This window comes from Streptomyces sp. S3(2020), assembly GCF_013044505.1.
Lineage (GTDB): Bacteria > Actinomycetota > Actinomycetes > Streptomycetales > Streptomycetaceae > Streptomyces.
In genome coordinates this window covers 1-17,319 of sequence record NZ_JABERD010000205.1, presented here as the reverse complement: position 1 = coordinate 17,319, position 17,319 = coordinate 1, and the positions used below count along the sequence as shown (strand labels likewise).

The 17,319-nt window shown below is 69.6% G+C and carries 17 protein-coding genes; 7 read left to right on the top strand and 10 right to left on the bottom strand.

The window, feature by feature from the left end; all coding sequences use genetic code 11:
* Positions 1-400 precede the first annotated feature (400 nt).
* Both HLK59_RS39785 and HLK59_RS39780 read left to right on the top strand, forming a co-directional pair.
* Positions 401-1,258, top strand: a complete 858-nt coding sequence (locus tag HLK59_RS39785; protein WP_171146523.1) for a Scr1 family TA system antitoxin-like transcriptional regulator — start codon at positions 401-403, stop codon at positions 1,256-1,258.
* 230 nt (positions 1,259-1,488) lie between these two features.
* Positions 1,489-1,680, top strand: coding sequence for a DUF397 domain-containing protein (locus tag HLK59_RS39780; RefSeq protein ID WP_171146522.1), 192 nt, complete (start codon positions 1,489-1,491; stop codon positions 1,678-1,680).
* 111 nt (positions 1,681-1,791) lie between these two features.
* On the opposite strand, the gene HLK59_RS39775 is transcribed toward HLK59_RS39780, so the two are convergent.
* The gene (locus HLK59_RS39775) at positions 1,792-2,631 is read right to left on the bottom strand and encodes a hypothetical protein (RefSeq protein WP_171146521.1); all 840 of its coding nucleotides are present in this window, start codon (positions 2,629-2,631) and stop codon (positions 1,792-1,794) included.
* 93 nt (positions 2,632-2,724) lie between these two features.
* Here HLK59_RS39775 and HLK59_RS39770 point away from each other — a divergent pair, with 93 nt between their 5' ends.
* The 3 genes from HLK59_RS39770 to HLK59_RS39760 all read left to right on the top strand — a co-directional run bounded on the left by HLK59_RS39770 (position 2,725) and on the right by HLK59_RS39760 (position 5,556).
* Positions 2,725-3,510 carry an SDR family oxidoreductase gene (locus HLK59_RS39770; protein WP_171146520.1) on the top strand — a complete coding sequence of 262 codons (786 nt, stop codon included), beginning with the start codon at positions 2,725-2,727 and terminating at the stop codon, positions 3,508-3,510.
* A gap of 126 nt (positions 3,511-3,636) precedes the next feature.
* Complete coding sequence (locus HLK59_RS39765; protein WP_171146519.1) at positions 3,637-5,205, top strand: sodium:solute symporter family protein; 1,569 nt, start codon at positions 3,637-3,639, stop codon at positions 5,203-5,205.
* A 66-nt stretch (positions 5,206-5,271) separates the two neighbouring features.
* The gene (locus HLK59_RS39760) at positions 5,272-5,556 is read left to right on the top strand and encodes a hypothetical protein (RefSeq protein WP_171146518.1); all 285 of its coding nucleotides are present in this window, start codon (positions 5,272-5,274) and stop codon (positions 5,554-5,556) included.
* 3 nt (positions 5,557-5,559) lie between these two features.
* On the opposite strand, the gene HLK59_RS39755 is transcribed toward HLK59_RS39760, so the two are convergent.
* From HLK59_RS39755 to HLK59_RS39735, 5 genes are all read right to left on the bottom strand, one after another.
* Complete coding sequence (locus tag HLK59_RS39755; RefSeq protein ID WP_171146517.1) at positions 5,560-6,675, bottom strand: ADP-ribosylglycohydrolase family protein; 1,116 nt, start codon at positions 6,673-6,675, stop codon at positions 5,560-5,562.
* Positions 6,676-6,797: 122 nt separating this feature from the next.
* Positions 6,798-7,058 (bottom strand): hypothetical protein, encoded by a 261-nt coding sequence (locus tag HLK59_RS39750; protein ID WP_171146516.1) that lies wholly within the window; start codon positions 7,056-7,058, stop codon positions 6,798-6,800.
* The gene (locus HLK59_RS39745) at positions 7,055-7,402 is read right to left on the bottom strand and encodes a DUF6247 family protein (RefSeq protein WP_171146515.1); all 348 of its coding nucleotides are present in this window, start codon (positions 7,400-7,402) and stop codon (positions 7,055-7,057) included. Before HLK59_RS39745 ends, HLK59_RS39750 begins: the two co-directional genes overlap by 4 nt.
* A 99-nt stretch (positions 7,403-7,501) precedes the next feature.
* Entirely contained in the window at positions 7,502-8,281 is a 780-nt protein-coding gene (locus HLK59_RS39740) for a helix-turn-helix domain-containing protein (RefSeq protein ID WP_171146514.1), read from the bottom strand.
* Positions 8,282-8,506: 225 nt separating this feature from the next.
* Complete coding sequence (locus HLK59_RS39735; RefSeq protein ID WP_171146513.1) at positions 8,507-8,938, bottom strand: ATP-binding protein; 432 nt, start codon at positions 8,936-8,938, stop codon at positions 8,507-8,509.
* Positions 8,939-9,051: 113 nt separating this feature from the next.
* Here HLK59_RS39735 and HLK59_RS39730 point away from each other — a divergent pair, with 113 nt between their 5' ends.
* Both HLK59_RS39730 and HLK59_RS39725 read left to right on the top strand, forming a co-directional pair.
* Positions 9,052-9,867: a Scr1 family TA system antitoxin-like transcriptional regulator gene (locus HLK59_RS39730; protein WP_171146512.1), complete on the top strand. Its 816-nt coding sequence runs from the start codon at positions 9,052-9,054 to the stop codon at positions 9,865-9,867.
* A complete protein-coding gene (locus HLK59_RS39725) occupies positions 9,864-10,049 on the top strand; it encodes a DUF397 domain-containing protein (protein WP_171146511.1) in 186 nt (61 codons plus the stop codon). The genes HLK59_RS39730 and HLK59_RS39725 overlap by 4 nt, the downstream gene beginning before the upstream one ends.
* On the opposite strand, the gene HLK59_RS39720 is transcribed toward HLK59_RS39725, so the two are convergent.
* The 4 genes from HLK59_RS39720 to HLK59_RS39705 form a co-directional block, all read right to left on the bottom strand.
* The gene (locus HLK59_RS39720; protein ID WP_171146510.1) at positions 10,037-13,411 is read right to left on the bottom strand and encodes an ATP-binding protein; all 3,375 of its coding nucleotides are present in this window, start codon (positions 13,409-13,411) and stop codon (positions 10,037-10,039) included. The two genes, HLK59_RS39725 and HLK59_RS39720, sit on opposite strands and share 13 nt — an antisense overlap.
* A gap of 137 nt (positions 13,412-13,548) precedes the next feature.
* On the bottom strand, positions 13,549-14,094 hold the full coding sequence (locus tag HLK59_RS39715) for a hypothetical protein (protein ID WP_171146509.1): 546 nt from the start codon (positions 14,092-14,094) through the stop codon (positions 13,549-13,551).
* 36 nt (positions 14,095-14,130) lie between these two features.
* The gene (locus tag HLK59_RS39710) at positions 14,131-14,691 is read right to left on the bottom strand and encodes a hypothetical protein (RefSeq protein ID WP_171146508.1); all 561 of its coding nucleotides are present in this window, start codon (positions 14,689-14,691) and stop codon (positions 14,131-14,133) included.
* Positions 14,692-14,797: 106 nt separating this feature from the next.
* A partial coding sequence (locus HLK59_RS39705; protein WP_171146507.1) for a bifunctional FO biosynthesis protein CofGH occupies positions 14,798-17,319 on the bottom strand: 2,522 nt, incomplete at its 5' end.

Genomic DNA, 17,319 nt, shown 5'->3' with positions numbered 1-17,319 from the left:
CGCAGTCCCACGGCACGACCGTCCGTAGAACCGCACCACGCACCACACGCACCTCCGGCGTACCCCAGACCCGGTATCGGGAGCCGCTGGTCCGCGCGGGGCGGCGGGATCGTGTGTCCGAGACGACATCACGGTCCTGCCGTCCCGCGCGGCCTTTTTGTGCCCAAGCATCGCCACGCATCGCCCCGCACCGCCCCCGCATCGCCCCGGGACGCCACCGCGCCATGGCCGGATCGCGCCCGCAGAGCGCCAACTGCCTTGTGATCATGGCGATCTGGCGCGTACGCAGCGCATATCCACCGTTTCCCAGCGGTAGAAACCACCTTGGTGGCAGTCTGCTCAACAGCAGATACGCAAAGTGGCAATTTTCGAAGGCACGCAGCCGGAGGTGCACGTTCCCGTGGCGTCCAATGTCAATCCCACCGTCAGGCGACGCCGGCTCGGCCAGGAGTTGCGCCGGCTCCGCGAACTCAAGGGCATGACGGCCGAAGAGGTCGCCGAACGGCTTCTGGTGTCCCAGTCGAAGATCAGCCGGCTGGAGAACGGCCGGCGCAGCATCAGCCAGCGCGACGTCCGCGACCTCTGCGGGGTGTACGAGGTGGAGGACGTCCGGATCGTCGACTCCCTGATGCAGATGGCCAAGGACAGCCGCCAGCAGGGCTGGTGGCACTCCTTCGGCGACATCCCCTACAGCGTCTACATCGGCCTGGAGACGGACGCGGCGAGTCTGCGCGTCTACGACCCCCAGGTCGTCCCCGGGCTCCTCCAGACCCGCACCTACGCGGAGTCCCTCATCTCCGGCGCGCTGCCCGAGGCGACGCCCACCGACATCGACAAGCGTGTCCAGGTGCGGCTGCGCCGACAGGAACGTATCTCTGCCGCCGACAACCCGCTCCGGCTCTGGGCCGTCCTGGACGAGGCCGCGCTGCGCCGCGAGGTCGGCAACCGGCAGGTGATGATCGAGCAGTTGGAGCATCTGATCGAGATGTCTCAACTGCCGCACGTGACGGTGCAGATGATCCCCTTCACGATGGGCGCGCATCCCGGGGTGAGCGGGCAGTACGCGATCCTCGAGTTCCCCGATGCCGCCGATTCCAGCGTGGTCTACATCGAGGGCGTGACGAGCGACCTGTATCTGGAGAAGGCGCAGGACGTACAGAAGTACAGCGTCATGTACGAGCATCTGCGGGCACAGGCCCTGAACGTGGAACAAAGCAGGGAATTCATCTCAAGCATCGCGAAGGACTACGCACGCTGAGCCACTCTGTAAGGCAAGGTGGCGCAAGGTACACCTTCGCCCGGCCCCAGCGGAAGACCCCCGTGGAATATGCCACCCGCTCGGGTGAATGCTTCCTCCGCTCCCCGATGTTGGCGAGTAGCGTCGATCACGCCATCGGATAACAACGTTGGCGCAAACCCGTGCCGTGCAGACGGAGACATACGCACGCCACGGCGACAGCAACTCAGCAACTGGCTATCGGAGCGAAAATGGCAATCAAGCAGGGCGCCGCGGACAAGTGGGTCAAGTCTTCGTACTCCCAGGGCAATGGCGCGTGCGTCGAGATCAAGTCCCCTGTCGTGTCGGCGATGGCCGTCCAGGACTCGAAGATCCAGAACGGCCCCACGCTGGCCTTCCCCGCGGACGCGTGGAACGCCTTCGTCGGCTCGGTCAAGGCGTAAATCATCGAGTGATCGAGCGGTACTACACAACTACACAAGCATCACCGAAGAGCCCTCTCGACCAGATCGCCGTCCTTGCCGAGGGGGCTCGGCTTGTGTCCCGGCACAGGTCTATCGGAGACGGTCGACGTAGGCGTCCGTACCCGGCACGGTCGGGATGAACGGTGCCACCAGCTCCACCCTCCCCAGCCCCGCCTCCTCCACCGGCCCGGCCAGCCCCGTGAAGTACTCCTCCCAGCAGTCCCGCGGATCCGCTTCCAGGAACCACAGCAGCGTCAGCCGGGTGTCGACGCCCTCGACCTGCTTCACATACGTCATCCGGTCCCCCGGCAGCGGCGTCGGCCGGAAGACCGTCACCATCGCCGCCGGTGACCCCGCGACCCGCTTCGGCAGGTGCCGGGACCGCAGCCACTCCAGCAACTCCTCGCGCCGCTCGGCCGATTCGGCGTCGATCACCTCGACGACCAGGCCCTTGTACGGGTGGTCCAGGGCGTGGAAGTCCCGGGGCCCGGCGGCACCGTCGCGGTAGACGGTCGCCTCGTGGTCCTGGAACGCGGTGAAGACGTGCGTCCGGTCCTGGTAGACCCGGGCGTCCCGGTTGAGGCGCTTGTTGATGCCGACGGTCCACTTCATGTGGTCGTCGTAGCGGCCGTCGGTGATCCAGTACGTCGAGATGTAGCACCCGGCGGTGACCGGCTGGGCGATGGCCGACTTCTCGGGGTAGCGCAGGAGCTGGAGGTCCCGGGTGGCGACCCAGCGGCGCCCGGCGTACATCCAGGGCATCGCCATCGCGCCGGCGTAGTAGTGGTCGTCCTCGTACCAGCGGTTGTAGGCGTACTCGTGGCCCGGATGCGGCTCGACCATGGTGATGAGCGCATGGCCGGGGCGGACTCCGTACGGGCCGACGGCGGCCAGTTCGGCGTACGTCTCGCTGCGGGTCTCTTCGCTCATTCCCTTCCCCTTCCTGGGTGGCTCGCCCATACTCTGACGCCCCGTCAGATAGAGCGCCAGAGCCAGGAATCGACAGGATTCAGGGAGGCCCATATGTCACTGCTCGCGGGCAAGACGGTCGTCGTGTCGGGAGTCGGCGCCGGGCTCGGCCACCAGGTCGCCGCGGCCGTCGTACGCGACGGCGGGAACGCCGTGCTCGGGGCGCGCACCGAGGACAGCCTCGCCAAGAGCGCCGCCGAGATCGATCCGGAGGGTGCGCACACGGCGTACCGGACGACGGACATCACCGACGAGACGCGGTGCGAGACGCTGGCGGCGCTCGCGCTGGAGCGGTTCGGGCGGATCGACGCGGTCGTCCATGTGGCCGCCTGGGACAGCTACTTCGGCGGCCTGGAGGAGGCGGACTTCGCCACCTGGCAGTCGGTGATCGACGTGAACCTGCTGGGCTCGCTGCGGATGACGCGGGCCTGTCTGCCGGCGCTGAAGGAGCGCGGGGGCTCGGTGGTCTTCATCGGGACGCAGTCCTCGGTCGCCGCCCCCTCGCAGGTGCGGCAGGCGGCGTACGCGGCTTCCAAGGGGGCGCTGACGAGCGCGATGTACTCCCTGGCGCGGGAGCTCGGGCCGCACCGGATCCGGGTCAACACCGTGCTGCCGGGCTGGATGTGGGGGCCGCCGGTGCAGGCCTACGTCCAGTTCACCGCGCACACGGAAGGGGTCGGGGAGTCCGAGGTGCTGGGAAGGCTCACCGAGCGCATGGCCCTGCCCGATCTCGCCACGGACGGGGATGTGGCCGACGCGGCGGTGTTCCTGGCGTCGGATCGCGCGCGGGCGATCACCGGACAATCACTGCTGGTCAACGCAGGGGAGCTGATGCGCTGAGTTCACATAGATGAACCAAGGCCATCATGTCGAATACTTTTACCTCCCTTTGACCTTACGCTCACTTGTCGTGTTCACGCGGCAGCGCCCACGATGAGCGCCGGGCAGACCCATGGGAGGGCGCACATGAACGGTCTCGACTGGGCCGTACTGATCGGCTATTTCGGCGTGATGGTCGCGATCGGCGTGTGGTCGCACAAGCGTGTGGACAACGTCAGCGACTTCTTCACCGCCGGCGGCAAGATGCCCTGGTGGCTCTCCGGCATCTCGCACCACATGTCGGGCTACAGCGCGGTGATGTTCACGGGGTACGCGGGCATCGCCTACACCTACGGCGTCACATCCTTCGTGACCTGGTCCTTCCCCATCGCCCTCGGCATCGCGATCGGGTCGAAGCTGTTCGCGCCGCGCATCAACCGGCTGCGCTCACGTCTCCACGTGGCCTCCCCGCTGGAGTACCTGAAGAACCGCTACGACCTCAAGACCCAGCAGGCGCTGGCCTGGTCCGGCATGCTGCTGAAGATCGTGGACGTGGGCGCCAAGTGGGCGGCGATCGCCACCCTGTTGTCGGTCTTCACCGGCATCTCGCTGAACCAGGGCATCCTCATCACCGGCACGATCACCGCCGTCTACTGCACGATCGGCGGCCTGTGGGCGGACGCGCTGACCGAACTCGGCCAGTTCATCATCCAACTCCTCGCCGGTGTCGCGATGTTCATCGCGGTCGTCGCGGAACTCAACGACAAGGGCATCGGCTTCTTCGAGGCCTGGGACCGCCCGGAGCTCCAGGGCCACGGCGAGCCGCTGGTGGGCCCGTACGGCACGGTGTTCCTCCTGGCCTTCCTCTTCATCAAGCTCTTCGAGTACAACGGCGGCATGCTCAACCAGGCCCAGCGCTACATGGCCACCGCCAACGCGTACGAGGCCGAGCGCTCGGCCCGGCTGTCCGCGATCCTCTGGCTGGTCTGGCCGGTCGTCCTCTTCTTCCCCATGTGGATGTCGCCGCTGCTGGTCCAGTCCCAGAAGCCGGACGGTTCCGACTCCTACGGCCTGATGACCGAACAGCTGCTGCCGCACGGCCTGTTGGGCCTGGTCATCGTCGGCTTCTTCTCCCACACCATGGCGATGTGCTCCTCCGACGCCAACGCCATCGCGGCCGTCTTCACCCGTGACTGCGCCCCGGTGATCTGGCGCCGCGCCCGGGCCTGGAACGAGGGCCAGGGCCTGAAGGTCGCCCGCGTCACGACGGTCGTCTTCCTCGGCCTGTCCATGGCGGCGGCGACGCAGGTCAACTCCCCCGCGTTCAAGGACATCATCACGGTCGTCATCAAGTGGGTGGCCGGTCTGATGGGCCCGATGGCGATCCCGATGATGCTCGGCCTGCTCCGCCCCTTCCGCCGCTCCGGCCCCACGGCCGCGCTCACCAGCTGGTCGATGGGTCTGCTCGCCTTCTGGCTGGTCAACTACCCGATCAACTGGAACGTCGACGGCGGCGTCCCGCTCCAGTACCAGGTCTCCATCCCGCTCGCGGTGTCGCTGGTCCTCTACATCCTCATCGGCTTCGTGAAGCCCGAGGACACCCCGGAACGGCTCGCGATCATCGAGAAGATCAACACCGACGGGGACGGGACGGCAGCGGCCGCGGTGCCGGTGCCGGCGGGGCCGGTGGACGAGGTGGTCAGGACGAAGGACTAGCGCGGGTACGGACACGGACACGGACACGGAGGACTGTCGCGGGTACGGCCGTGGGACCATCCGGCGGTGAACACCGAACTCCCCGCCGGATGGACCATCGAGCTGGTGCGCGCCGTCTCCGGTGACCGGACCGCCACGCCGATCTCCCCCGACCGACCCGTGAGCATCGCCGACGGCACGCTGGGCGGCGACCGCACGGTCCTGCGGCCCGACCTCGTTCTCGCCTTCGGCATGCTGTGCCTCGTACGGGAGGCTGACGAGTGGTACATGGGGAGCCTGAACGACGACGGCTCGGTGATCTGCTGGGCCGGCTACGGCCACAACCTGGTGGAGGCGCTCCGGGGGCTGTGAACGTCAGCCCCTCGGATACCTCGCCAGCCACCCCGGGGACGACCCCGCCGGGCCGTGGAGCGCCGGCCCCTGGGTCATCTCCATGGCGAAGTCGTCCGCGAGCTCCAGCAAGGTGGGACGGCCCTCCAGTTCGGCCAGCCAGGCCGGCGGGAGGGCCGTCTCGCCGTGCAGGGCGCCCAGGAGGCCACCGGTGAGGGCGCCGGCCGCGGCGGAGGGACCGTCGTGGTTGACGGAGAGACAGAGCCCGTGCCGGACGTCCTCGCCGACGAGGGCGCAGTACACGGCGACGGCGAGCAGCCCCTCGGCCGTCCCCTCCCCCATGAGCTCCCCGACCCGCTCCGGGGTCGGCATGCCCTGCCGTACGGCGCCCAGCGCGTGCTGCAACGCGTCCGAGACGGCCTCGTGCCCCGGCCGGGCCGCCAGCAGCGCCAGCGCCCGCTGCACGGCCCCGTCGAGGCTCTCGCCGCGGGCCAGCGCGTGCACGATGACGGCGTACGCCCCGGCGCAGAGGTATCCGACCGGATGCCCGTGCGTCTGCGCGGCGCACTCCACCGCGAGCTGCGCGACGAGCTGCGGCTCCCATCCGACGAGCAGCCCGAAGGGCGCGGACCGCGCGGCCGCCTCGGGTCCCGCCTCGGCGGGGTTCTTGGGTACGTCGAGGGTCCCCATGTGCTCGTCGCCGAACCCGACGATCAGGGAGCGGGCGGGGTCACGCCGGGCGTACAGCCACTCTTCTCTGGCGAGCCATCCATCGTCTTTGCGCCGCTCGTCGGGCCCCCAGTCCCGCTGGGTGGCGGCCCACCTCAGATACGCCCGGTGCACATCGGTCGGCGGATGCCAGGCCCCGATGTCCCGCCGGACCTGGGCCCGTATCAGCCCGTCGACGGAGAACAGCGTGAGCTGGGTGAGATGTGTGACGGCCCCGCGTCTCCCATAGGCGGCACCGAGATCGACGACACCCTCGGCGCCGTACGCCTCCCGGATCCCGTCGAGATCCAACTGGTCGACAGGCGCCCCGAGCGCGTCCCCGACGGCCACCCCGAGCAACGTCCCCCGCACCCGGCCCCGAAAGTCCTGCTGCTCGACACGGCCCCATATGGCCCCGGCCGTCGCACCCACCAAGACCTCCCAGGCAACCGTCCGTATGTACGACGTCCTGCACTGTAATCGAATGAGGTTGACGGGTTCGGTGCGCGGTTTGTTATGCGGAGTGTGCCCTGGGTAGTCCTGGAGATCGCTTATCAGCCGTACCAGGTGACATTGCAGACGTAGACACACTCATGGCGGGGTACGGCCAGAAAGCTGATGAAGCCGCGCCCACCGAGAATGTCGAACTCCGGCAGTCCACCCTCGCGGTCGACAGGCCTGCCGACCTTCACGGAGTCCTGGCCGAGGGCAGCCAGCTCGGTGGCGAGTCGCTCGACTTCGGCCACCACCCCGGTCGGCAGCCCGTCCGTGACGTACTCAGCGCTCGGGTTGTAATCCCAAGCCCAGTCGGTCACAACCCTGCCTCCGCCTCGGCCGTCTCCCGGATCGCGTTGATCTCGGCGACGGCCTCTGCCGGATCCTGTTCCCCCGTGTCCACGATCGCCTCCAGCTCTCGCAGTCGGGCGGCCCGCTGAGGATGCCGTTCGATCGCCACGAAGACCGCCCAGGAGTGGACGAAGGCTCGCAGCGGGGCCAGGGTCTGCGTCTGCTGGGCGTTCGTCGTGGCTTCGAACAGGTGCTGGGTGAGGGCCGGGACTCGGCTCGGAGCGATGCGTTCGACCGCTGCCCGCAGCCCGTCCGGCGTGAGCTCGGGCATGGGGATCAGCGGTCCGTACGGGCCGTCGGTCTGGGCGCTCACGGTGACCTCCGGTGCGGGTGGCTCGGTCCTCGTACCGTACCGGCGGAGTCGGTGGCGCGGTGCTTGGGCGGCGCTGGGCATGGGGATCGTCATCGGGCTCTACGCCGCTCCGGCCATACGGCAGTCCCGGCACTGGCCTGGCTCCGGGGAGCGGAAGGGGCGGTCGCAGCCGTCGCAGTCCTGCAAGCGAGCCGGGCGGACACGGGCCGCAGGGGGCGGCGGCACCGGGAGCGACGGAGGCAGAAGCTCTCGGAGGCGGCGCGCGAGGAACGCCGCCGGGTGCCTGATCGGGTCCTGCGGCAGGCCGCTCGTCAGGGCCCGCTCCACGGCGGTGGGCCCCACGCCCCGCTCGAACCACGCCGAGACATCCGGCACCAGCCGCTGTACGTCCCGCTCGGACAGCAGCAGACGGGAGTCGTAGGTGCGCAGGCGGGTCAGGAGGTCGACCGCGGGTGTCCTCCCGGGCGCGGACGCCTTAGGCGGAGCCGGGACCGGCACGGCGGGTTCAGCGGCCGGAGTCGTCGCGTTCCGCGGCCTGTTGTACGAGGTCGTCCGGGTTATCACTCGTCCCGAATGAAGACGCTCCCTGGCACGCGTGAGGTACCCGTGTTCCTCCAACTCCCGCAACGCGGCGGCGATCCGGATCTCCCCTTCCGGGAATCTCCCCGCCAACGCCTTGATCCCGGCCGACGCCCCGGCGGGCAGCGACTGGATGTGGACCGCGAGACCGATCGCCAGCAGGGACAACTCGGAGTGCTGCGCGAGGTGATTGCCGACCACCGTGAAGTTCTCGGTGTGGGGTTCATTCACATGGATGACACCGGAGTGGGATTGCCGGGTCTTCGCGGGCACGGGCGCGCTAGGGTGCTTGTCAGTCATGGGGAAGGTGCTTTCTTCCTGGTGATCAGGCCCTCGCAGCGGGATTGCAGTCCCCGCGAGGGCCGAAGCATTTCTGGAGTTGTTGTCGCAGACGCTGCACCACAACCAGCCCGCCGCGCCAGCCGAGTTGGGCATATTCACTCCGGAGAGTGATCGCCGGGGACGGCAGGGGTGGGTTGGGTTCTTTCCCCGGTTCTTTGGTCTTTGGTGTCGTGACCGACCGGATCATGACGCACCGCGATCCGGTGCCAGTTCCGCCCATACGGTCTTGCAGCCGGCGACCCCCTGGTCAACACCCCAGCGCTCCGCGTACGCCGCCACGATCCGCAACCCCCGCCCGGACTCCGCGTCGGCGTCCACCGGGTCGGGGATACGCGGGATCCGGTCGCCCCGGGCGTCGGTCACCTCGATACGGAGCGTGCCGTCGGCGAGGACCCGCAGCCTCAGCCGGAAGTCCCTTCCCATGACCCGCCCGTGCAGCACGGCGTTCGACGCCAGCTCCGCGACAACCTGCGCGGCCTCCTGGAACGGCACGCCCCAGGCGCCGAGTTGTCGCACCGTGTGCTCGCGGGCGCGTCGAGCACCCCTTCGATTTGCCGCAAGCAACACGGTGAAGTGGAGCGTGGGGGCGGTGACTTGGGGGGATCTCTGATTCACGTCACCCAGAGTGGTCGGGCGAACCTACTCTGAACAGCGGCGACGCCGGTACGGAGCGTGACTGTCCGGGTGCGTGGTGGTGGTGTACGGCCGGTACGGCGAGAGGGGTGAGGGTGGAGGACGAGGAGGCCGAGGCCGTGCTCAAGGCGGTCGGGCGGCAGATCAAGATGTGGCGGGAGGCCGCCGGACTGACGCAGCCCGAGTTCGGGGAGGCGATCGGGTACGGCGGGGAGATGGTCTCGTCCGTGGAGCGGGGGCGGCGGAGTCCCAAGCCGGATTTCCTCGACAAGGCGGACGAGGTGCTCGGCGCGGGCGGCAAGATCTCGGCGATGAAGAAGGACCTGGAGGAGGCCCGTTACCCCAAGAAGGTGCGCGATCTGGCGAAGCTGGAGGACGAGGCCGTCGAGTTCGGGGCCTACGGGAGCCACAACATCCACGGCCTGCTCCAGACCCCGGAGTACGCGCGGGCGTTGTTCACAGGACGGCAGCCCCCTTACTCCGAGGACGAGATCGACCGCCAGGTCTCCGCTCGCATCGCACGGCAGCGCGTCTTCGAGCGGACGCCCGCCCCGCTTCTCACCTTCGTCCAGGAAGAGGTGACGCTGAGGCGACCCATCGGGGGCAGAATGGTGCTGCGGCGCCAGCTCGAACACCTGTTGGAGATCGGCACGTTGAGGCACGTCAGGATTCAGGTGATGCCGACATCCTGTGAGGATCACGCGGGCATGAGCGGTCCCATCCGGCTGTTGAAACTGCGCGACGGCAAGACGCTGGGACACTCCGAGGCACAGCTGCACAGTCGCGTGATCAGTGATCCCCGGGAGGTTCAGATCCTGGAGATGCGCTATGGAATGATCCGGGCGCAGGCCCTCACACCCCGCGAGTCGCTGGCCTTCATCGAGAAAGTCCTGGGAGAAGAAGAGACATGACCTCCGCCCTGGAGTGGTTCAAGAGCAGCTACAGCAGTGACGACGGCCCGGATTGCGTCGAGGTCGCCATATCCCCCGCCACCGCCACCATCCACGTCCGCGACTCCAAGGACACAGACGGCGCCCGGCTCGCCTTCGCCGACGACGCCTGGACGGCGTTCCTGGGCACCTACTCCGCGTAACGGGCCTGGAAGGCGTCCCGCGCCGCGATCACTCGCGACAGGCGGGGACCGAAGTACGCGGGGTCGGCGTCGGGGCAGCGGGTCAGGAAGGTGAGCCAGAACGCGGCGTCGGCCAGGTCCTCCCAGTCGTGGGGGCCGGAGAGAATCCTGGAGAGAGAGGCGTCGGCCCGGGCTCCGTCTCCTCGTACGTAGCCGAGCAGCATCCGGTCGACCTCCGTGTCCGCGTCGTCCTGCGCGAGGAAGCGGCGGCCCCAGGTCTCGGCGGCACGCAGACCTTCCCTCACTGCGATCGTCAGGGCCACCGCGAACCACCCGCTCTCGGGGCTGTTCTCACACAGCCAGTCGGTGGCCCGCCGCGCACTGCCCCAACGTCCTGTCAGGACATCCCCGATCCAGCACACGGACACCCCGTCGACATCGTCCTGCTGCCGGGCGGTCTCGCGCATGTCGTCCAGCAGGCGCACCGCTTCGTCATCGCGGCCCTGCCACAGCAGTACATCGACGGTCCGGCGGCGCTCCCACCCTAACGAAGGGCTGTTCCTTCGCAGATCGGAGAGCGCCTGATCCAGTCGGCCGGCGGCGATGGAAGTGCGTGCACGCTCCTCGTAGAGCCATTCCGCGTCCGGCGTGAGCTCGATCGCCCGGTCCAGGTCCCTCAACGCTTCGCGGTACCGGCCCAGTTCGGACCGGGCCCGGCCCCTGATCTCCAGCAGCCTCGCGTTGTCAGGGTCGCTCTCCAGGAAACGGTCGAGATCGACGACCGCTTCCTCCCCCCTGCCCAGGGCGAACAGCGACCGCTTCCGGTGATCCCAGACCCACCACAGATCCGGCTTTCGGACCCGTACGAGGTCGTAGTCGGCGACCGCCTCCTCATGGCGGCCGGCCTCCGCGTGCGCGACACCCCGCATGCTGAGGGCCCACCAGCCACCCTGCCCGTCCACCGCGACGGCCCGGTCCAGATCCTCGAACGCACCGCCCTCATCACCCTCGCGCTGCCGCAGGTCGGCGCGGTTCCCGAGCGCCCACACGTAGTCGGGGTCCAGCACGAGAGCGCGGTCGTAGGCCGCACGCGCCTCCTCGGCACGGTTCAGACGATCCAGCGCGAACGCCCGCCCCGCGCAAGCGGAGACACGGTCGGGAGCGAGCTCGCAGGCCCGGCCGAGCTCCTCGACGGCCTCCTCGTACCGCTCGGCCAGGCGGTAGGCGTCGCCACGCTCGGACGCCATCCACGCACTGTCGGGGGCGATCTCCACCGCCCGGTCGAGATCGGTGAACGCCTCGTCGAGCCTGTCCAGGTCCCGGTACAGCTTCGCTCGGTGGATCAGGGCCCACAGATACCTCTCGTCGATCTCCAGCGCCCGTGCGAAGTCGGCGAGGGCGCCCTCGGTGTCGCCGCGTGTGTGCTTGCTGCTCGCTCGGCTGGCCCATGCCTTCGCGTATGCGGGATCGAGAGCCAGCGCACGGTCGAAGGTCTCGACGGCCTCCGCGGGGCGGCCCGTCACCCGCAGGCTCTCACCCCATTCGAAAAGGATCTCGGCGCTGTCGGGGCGCAGTTCGACCGCACGCTCGAAGTCGCTGAGAGCCGCCTCGTCGTCTCCCATCCGTGCCCGGGTGAAGGCACGCCCGTAGTACGCCTCCGCCGACGCGGCGAGCGCGACAGCCTTGTCGTACTCCGCGAGCGCGCGCTCGTACTCCCTCTTCCTCCGCAGCTCCTGGCCCCACAGGCAGTGCGCCTCGGCGCAGCCGAACGTGTCGAGGTCCGCCCGGTCCAGAAGCAGCCTGAGCAGTCCCTCTGTCTCGTCCGAGAGCGCCTCAAGAAAGTCCCGTCCCCACGCGCGTACGAGACCGGCATCCGTCTGCTCCCCGACATCGACGACCACCTGCACACACCCCCGAATGGCCACCTCCCCCGCCCGGCAGGCGCTGACCACGTCCCTGAACACCTCACGGAGCACCCCTTGGGGCCTGGCGCACAGCCGGTGGTACAGCTCCTCAAGGCGCAGCTCCCGCCACGCCTCGTCGGACCACAGCTCACCCGGCTCCAGCCCTTCCTCCGCCTCGGCCCGCCACCCCCCGAACCGCTCCGCGAGCCGCGCGTGCCGTTCCGCCCACTGCCTCGGTGACCGGGTCCGCTGGAGCCGCAGCATGGCCGTGCGGACGACGTCGTGGTAGTGGACTCGACCGGCGCGCTCGCTGACGAACGGCAGGGTGCGCAGCCACTCGTACAGCCCCTCGGTGTCTTCGTCGGTCATCGAGGCCCGGAAGACGTCCTCGTCCAGCGTGCGCGGCAGGGCACACCTGAGGGCGACGTCCCGCTTCGCCGGGTCTCCCTCCCACTTGAGGAACCGCTCCACCGCGGTGGCCGTGGGGTCGTCGACCGCTCCCGGGTTCTCGGCGAGGGTGGAGACCAGGACCGGGAGGCGCCCGGACAGCCGCAGCACCTCCCGTACGACCGTCTCGTCCACCAGGCCCTTGGCAGCCAGGAGTTGGCGCGCCTCGGACTCGGTGAACGGCTCCAGGGCGAACTCGGTGATGAGTTCGGCGTTGTCCGCCCACCGGGCGGGGTCGGGGCCGTGCTGGCCGGCGAGGGTGAACACCGCGTTGGCGGGGAGCGCCCCGTACCGGTCCGTGGTGATCAGGTCGAGGAGCCAGGGGTCGAGGAAAGGGGACGTCCGCTCGTAGGTGTCGAAGAAGAGCGCGACCCAGGGCGCTTCGGCGGCCACACGGCCCAACTCGTCGACGAAGACCGGGGTGAGGACCTTCAGCGGTTCCAGGACCAGGCGTACGTCGTCGTGGTTGCGGAAACGCGCGCTGAGGGCGGCTCTCAACCGGTCGGTGCCGTGGGCCACTTGGGCCGGGTCGATCGCTCCGGCGAAAGCCCCGACGACCGGCACCATGCCGAGCCCTATGAGGCCGGCCTGCGAAGCGGCCATGCTGCCCGGTGACGGGGGTGCGGACAGGCCCGGGTCGGCGTCCGCCTCCAGTGCCGCCGACGCCGTCTCGGCCTCGTGGCGGCGCTGGCGGTAGGTGGCGAGGAGGCGGTCCAGGGACTTCAACTCCGCACCCTGCCGGGCGAACTGCGCGCTGATCGCGGCCATCGCCTCGGGGACGCTGTTCACGGTCTCGTCCGTGCAGGCGGTGATCGCCTTGCGCTGCGCGGCCACCGCCTCCAGTTCGCGGACGAGAGAGGACTTGCCGACGCCGGCCGTGCCGTGGACGTGGAAGACGAAACTGTGCCGCTCGTCCTCCGGGGAGGTGTCGAAGTTGCCACGGAACAGGTCGAGTTCACCACGTCTGCCGACGAATCCGGCACGCTTGCGCCTCCCGATCAGCTCCTGCATCGACGGCCGCGCCTGCGCCATCCGCCCGTCCCCTCGTCCCCTCGTCCCGAACGTCCGTCGACTTCATTCTGGCTCAATGCGTCGGGCGTACGGGGGTGCCGCGGGTGTTCGTGCTGAGCGGGGTCGTGCTGCTGGTCGTGCGACTGTCCGGGGGTGACTCAGTTCATCAGGCCGAGGCGTGAGCGTCTGCGCCTGATCTCGGTCATCCGGTCGCGGACGTGGTCCGCGGGCAGGGCCTCGGCGAGGCGGGCCAGCTCCTGGAATATCGTCATGTAGTTGCCGCCGCCCGTCTCGCCCCGCAGTTCCCGTTCCCGCTCGACGAACGGCCGCACGGCCTTCCAGACGGAGATGATCCGGGTGCGCAGGATGGTGACCAGGAGGGTTTCGTCGAGCAGTCCGAAGACGGCGACGTTGGCGAAGGACTGGTAGTAGTACACGACGCTGTAGAAGGCCTCCTTGGCCTCGCCGGGCAGCCCGCGCACTCCGGCCTCCGGGTCGTGCTCCTCCCCCAGGCGCATGCACACGTAGTCGTGCTGCTCGTGGAACTCGGCGGACCGGAACTCCGCGAGCAGGTCGATCACCACCGAAATGTGGTTGGCGTGGTTGGCGATACGGGCCTGCCGTGCGCTGAACACGACGGAGGTGACCACGGCTATGACGGCGATGCCCGTGGTGACGATGTTGAAGACTACGGAACTCTCCATCCGGTCACCGTACGGAGCCGTGCGGGCCGGTGGGGGCTACTTGACGACCACGACGGCCGTACCCGTCTCCCCGAACTTCCACAGCGCCGAGCCGTCCGCCTTGCCCATGCGGATGCCGCTCGTCCGTGTTCCCGAGGCGACCGCGGGGGGCGATGAGCCGTCGACCGCGTTGGAGAAGGCGATGGAGAGGCCCGCCTTGCCGGCGAAGTAGATGATGTGCTCGATCTGGACGCCGTCGGAGCCGGTCGTGGCGTCGCGGCGCACGTCGACCTTGTAGCTGCCGGCGTCCGGGCTCACCGTTCCCGGCCAGACCGCGAAGGTGCGCTGGGCCGCGTCGCTCGCGTCGACCAGCCAGACCCGTTTCGCGGCGAGCGAGTAGACGATCCGGCGGCCGGTGCCGGAGTCGTCCGGCACCGCCGCGGAGGAGGACTTCGTGGGGGACGCCGAGGGCTGCGCGGACGCGGAGGCGCTCGGGCGGGGGGCGGTGGCCGTGGGCTTCACGCCCTCGTCCGCCTTGACGGCGAGGAACACGACGGCGGCTATCGCCCCCACCGTCAGACCGGTCACCCAGACCTTCGGGGCAGGCACGGCACGCATCTCCTCAGCTACGGCCCCCTCCGGACACACAGGGGTCCGATCATCGTACTGTGAGCCGCCCGTGCCACCCGACCGCCCGACCGCCCGGTCTCCCGAGCCCCCGCTCTCAGTCCAGCACCGGCAGCAGCTCCGGCAGATGTCCGTCCGAGGCCGCCGCCGCCCGCTGGCGCTCCTCCGGGACCTCGCCGTACAGGGTCGTGCGCGGCTTCGCCGGGCGGCCCGCCGCCTCCGCGACCGCGATCAGGTCCTTCACCGACTTGTACGAGCCGTACGACGAGCCCGCCATCCGCGAGATGGTCTCCTCCATCAGCGTGCCGCCGAGGTCGTTCGCGCCCGAGCGCAGCATCTCCGCCGCGCCCTCCGTGCCCAGCTTCACCCAGCTGGTCTGGATGTTGGGGATCCAGGGGTGCAGCAGCAGCCTCGCCATCGCCGTCACCGCCCTGTTGTCCCGCATGGTCGGGCCCGGGCGCGCGATGCCCGCCAGGTACACCGGGGCGTTGGTGTGGATGAAGGGGAGCGTCACGAACTCCGTGAAGCCGCCCGTGCGTTGCTGGATTCCGGCGAGGGTGCGGAAGTGGCCCAGCCAGTGCCGGGGCTGGTCCACGTGGCCGTACATCATCGTGGACGAGGAGCGGATGCCGACCTCGTGGGCGGTCGAGATGACCTCGATCCAGGTCGCCGTCGGCAGCTTGCCCTTGGTCAGGACCCAGCGGACCTCGTCGTCCAGGATCTCGGCCGCGGTGCCGGGGACGGAGTCCAGCCCCGCTTCCTTCGCCGTCGTCAGCCACTCGCGGATCGACATGCCGGTGCGGGTCGCGCCGTTCACCACCTCCATCGGGGAGAACGCGTGGACGTGCATGCCCGGGACCCGTTCCTTCACCGCCTTGGCGATGTCGAAGTACGCCGTCCCCGGCAGGTCCGGGTGGATGCCGCCCTGCATGCAGACCTCCACCGCGCCCACGTCCCAGGCCTGCTGGGCGCGGTCGGCGACCTGGTCCAGGGACAGGGTGTAGGCGTCCGCGTCGGTGCGGCGCTGCGCGAAGGCGCAGAAGCGGCAGCCCGTGTAGCAGACGTTGGTGAAGTTGATGTTGCGGGTGACGATGTACGTCACGTCGTCGCCGACCACCGACTTGCGGACGTCGTCGGCCACCTGGCACAGCGCGTCCAGTGCCGGCCCGTCCGCGTGCAGCAGCGCCAGCGCCTCCGCGTCCGTCAGACGGGTCGGGTCGTCGGCCGCCACCCGCAGGGCCTGGCGTACGTCCGTGTCGATCCGCTCCGGGACCATCCCGGGCGCCGCCGCCTCCCGCAGGGCGCCCCAGTCGCCGTAGACCTCGTCGAAGTCGTCGCGGCGGTCGGACGTGCGGCCCTCGGTGTCGATGGTGGTGTGGAGGTCGGTGCGGCCCGACGACACGAACACCTCCTCCGGCTCCTGCCAGGGGTGGCCCTCCACGACGGCGTCGGGACGTGCCAGGCCCGTCTCCGGGTCCGCCAGCGCCCGTACGTGGGGCAGCAGCCGCGGGTCCAGCCACGGCTCGCCGCGGCCCACGAACTCCGGGTACACGCACAGGCGTTCACGCAGCGAGAAGCCGACGGCGGCCGAGCGCTCCGCCAGCTCCTCGATCTGGGGCCAGGGGCGCTCGGGGTTCACATGGTCGATGGTCAGCGGGGACACCCCGCCCCAGTCGTCGATACCGGCCCCGATCAGCCGCTCGTACTCGGAGTCGACCAGGTTCGGCGGGGCCTGGAGACAGGCCGAGGGGCCCATGATGTGCCGGGCCACCGCGACCGTCGCCACCAGTTCGTCCAGCTCCGCGTCGGGCATGCCGCGCATCGCGGTGTCCGGCTTGGCGCGGAAGTTCTGGATGATCAGTTCCTGGATGCCGTGGTACGACCTCCCCACGCGCCGCAGCGCGAACAGGGACTCCGCGCGCTCCTCGTACGTCTCGCCGATGCCGATGAGGATGCCGCTGGTGAAGGGGACCGACGAGCGGCCCGCGTCCTCCAGCACCCGCAGCCGGACGGCCGGTTCCTTGTCCGGGGAGCCGTGGTGCGGGCCGCCCGGCTCGGACCAGAGGCGCGTCGCCGTCGTCTCCAGCATCATGCCCATCGACGGCGCGACCGGCTTCAGCCGCTGGAAGTCCGTCCAGGACATCACGCCGGGGTTGAGGTGGGGCAGCAGGCCCGTCTCCTCCAGGATGCGGATGGAGATGGCGCGGACGTAGGCGATGGTGTCGTCGTAGCCGTGCGCGTCGAGCCACTCCCTAGCCTCCGGCCAGCGGTCCTCCGGTTTGTCGCCCAGAGTGATCAACGCTTCCTTGCACCCCAGCGCGGCCCCGCGCCTGGCTATGTCGAGCACCTCGTCGGGGGACATGAACATTCCGTGCCCGGCGCGGCGCAGCTTGCCGGGGACGGTCACGAACGTGCAGTAGTGGCATTTGTCCCGGCACAGCCGGGTCAGGGGGATGAAGACGCTCTTCGAGTACGTGATGACGCCGGGGCGGCCCGCCGCCTGAAGGCCCACGTCACGGACGCGGGCGGCGGAGGCGGTGAGATCGTCGAGGGCCGTGCCGCGGGCCTGGAGGAGGACCGCGGCCTCGTCGACGTCGAGGGCCACGCCGTCACGGGCGC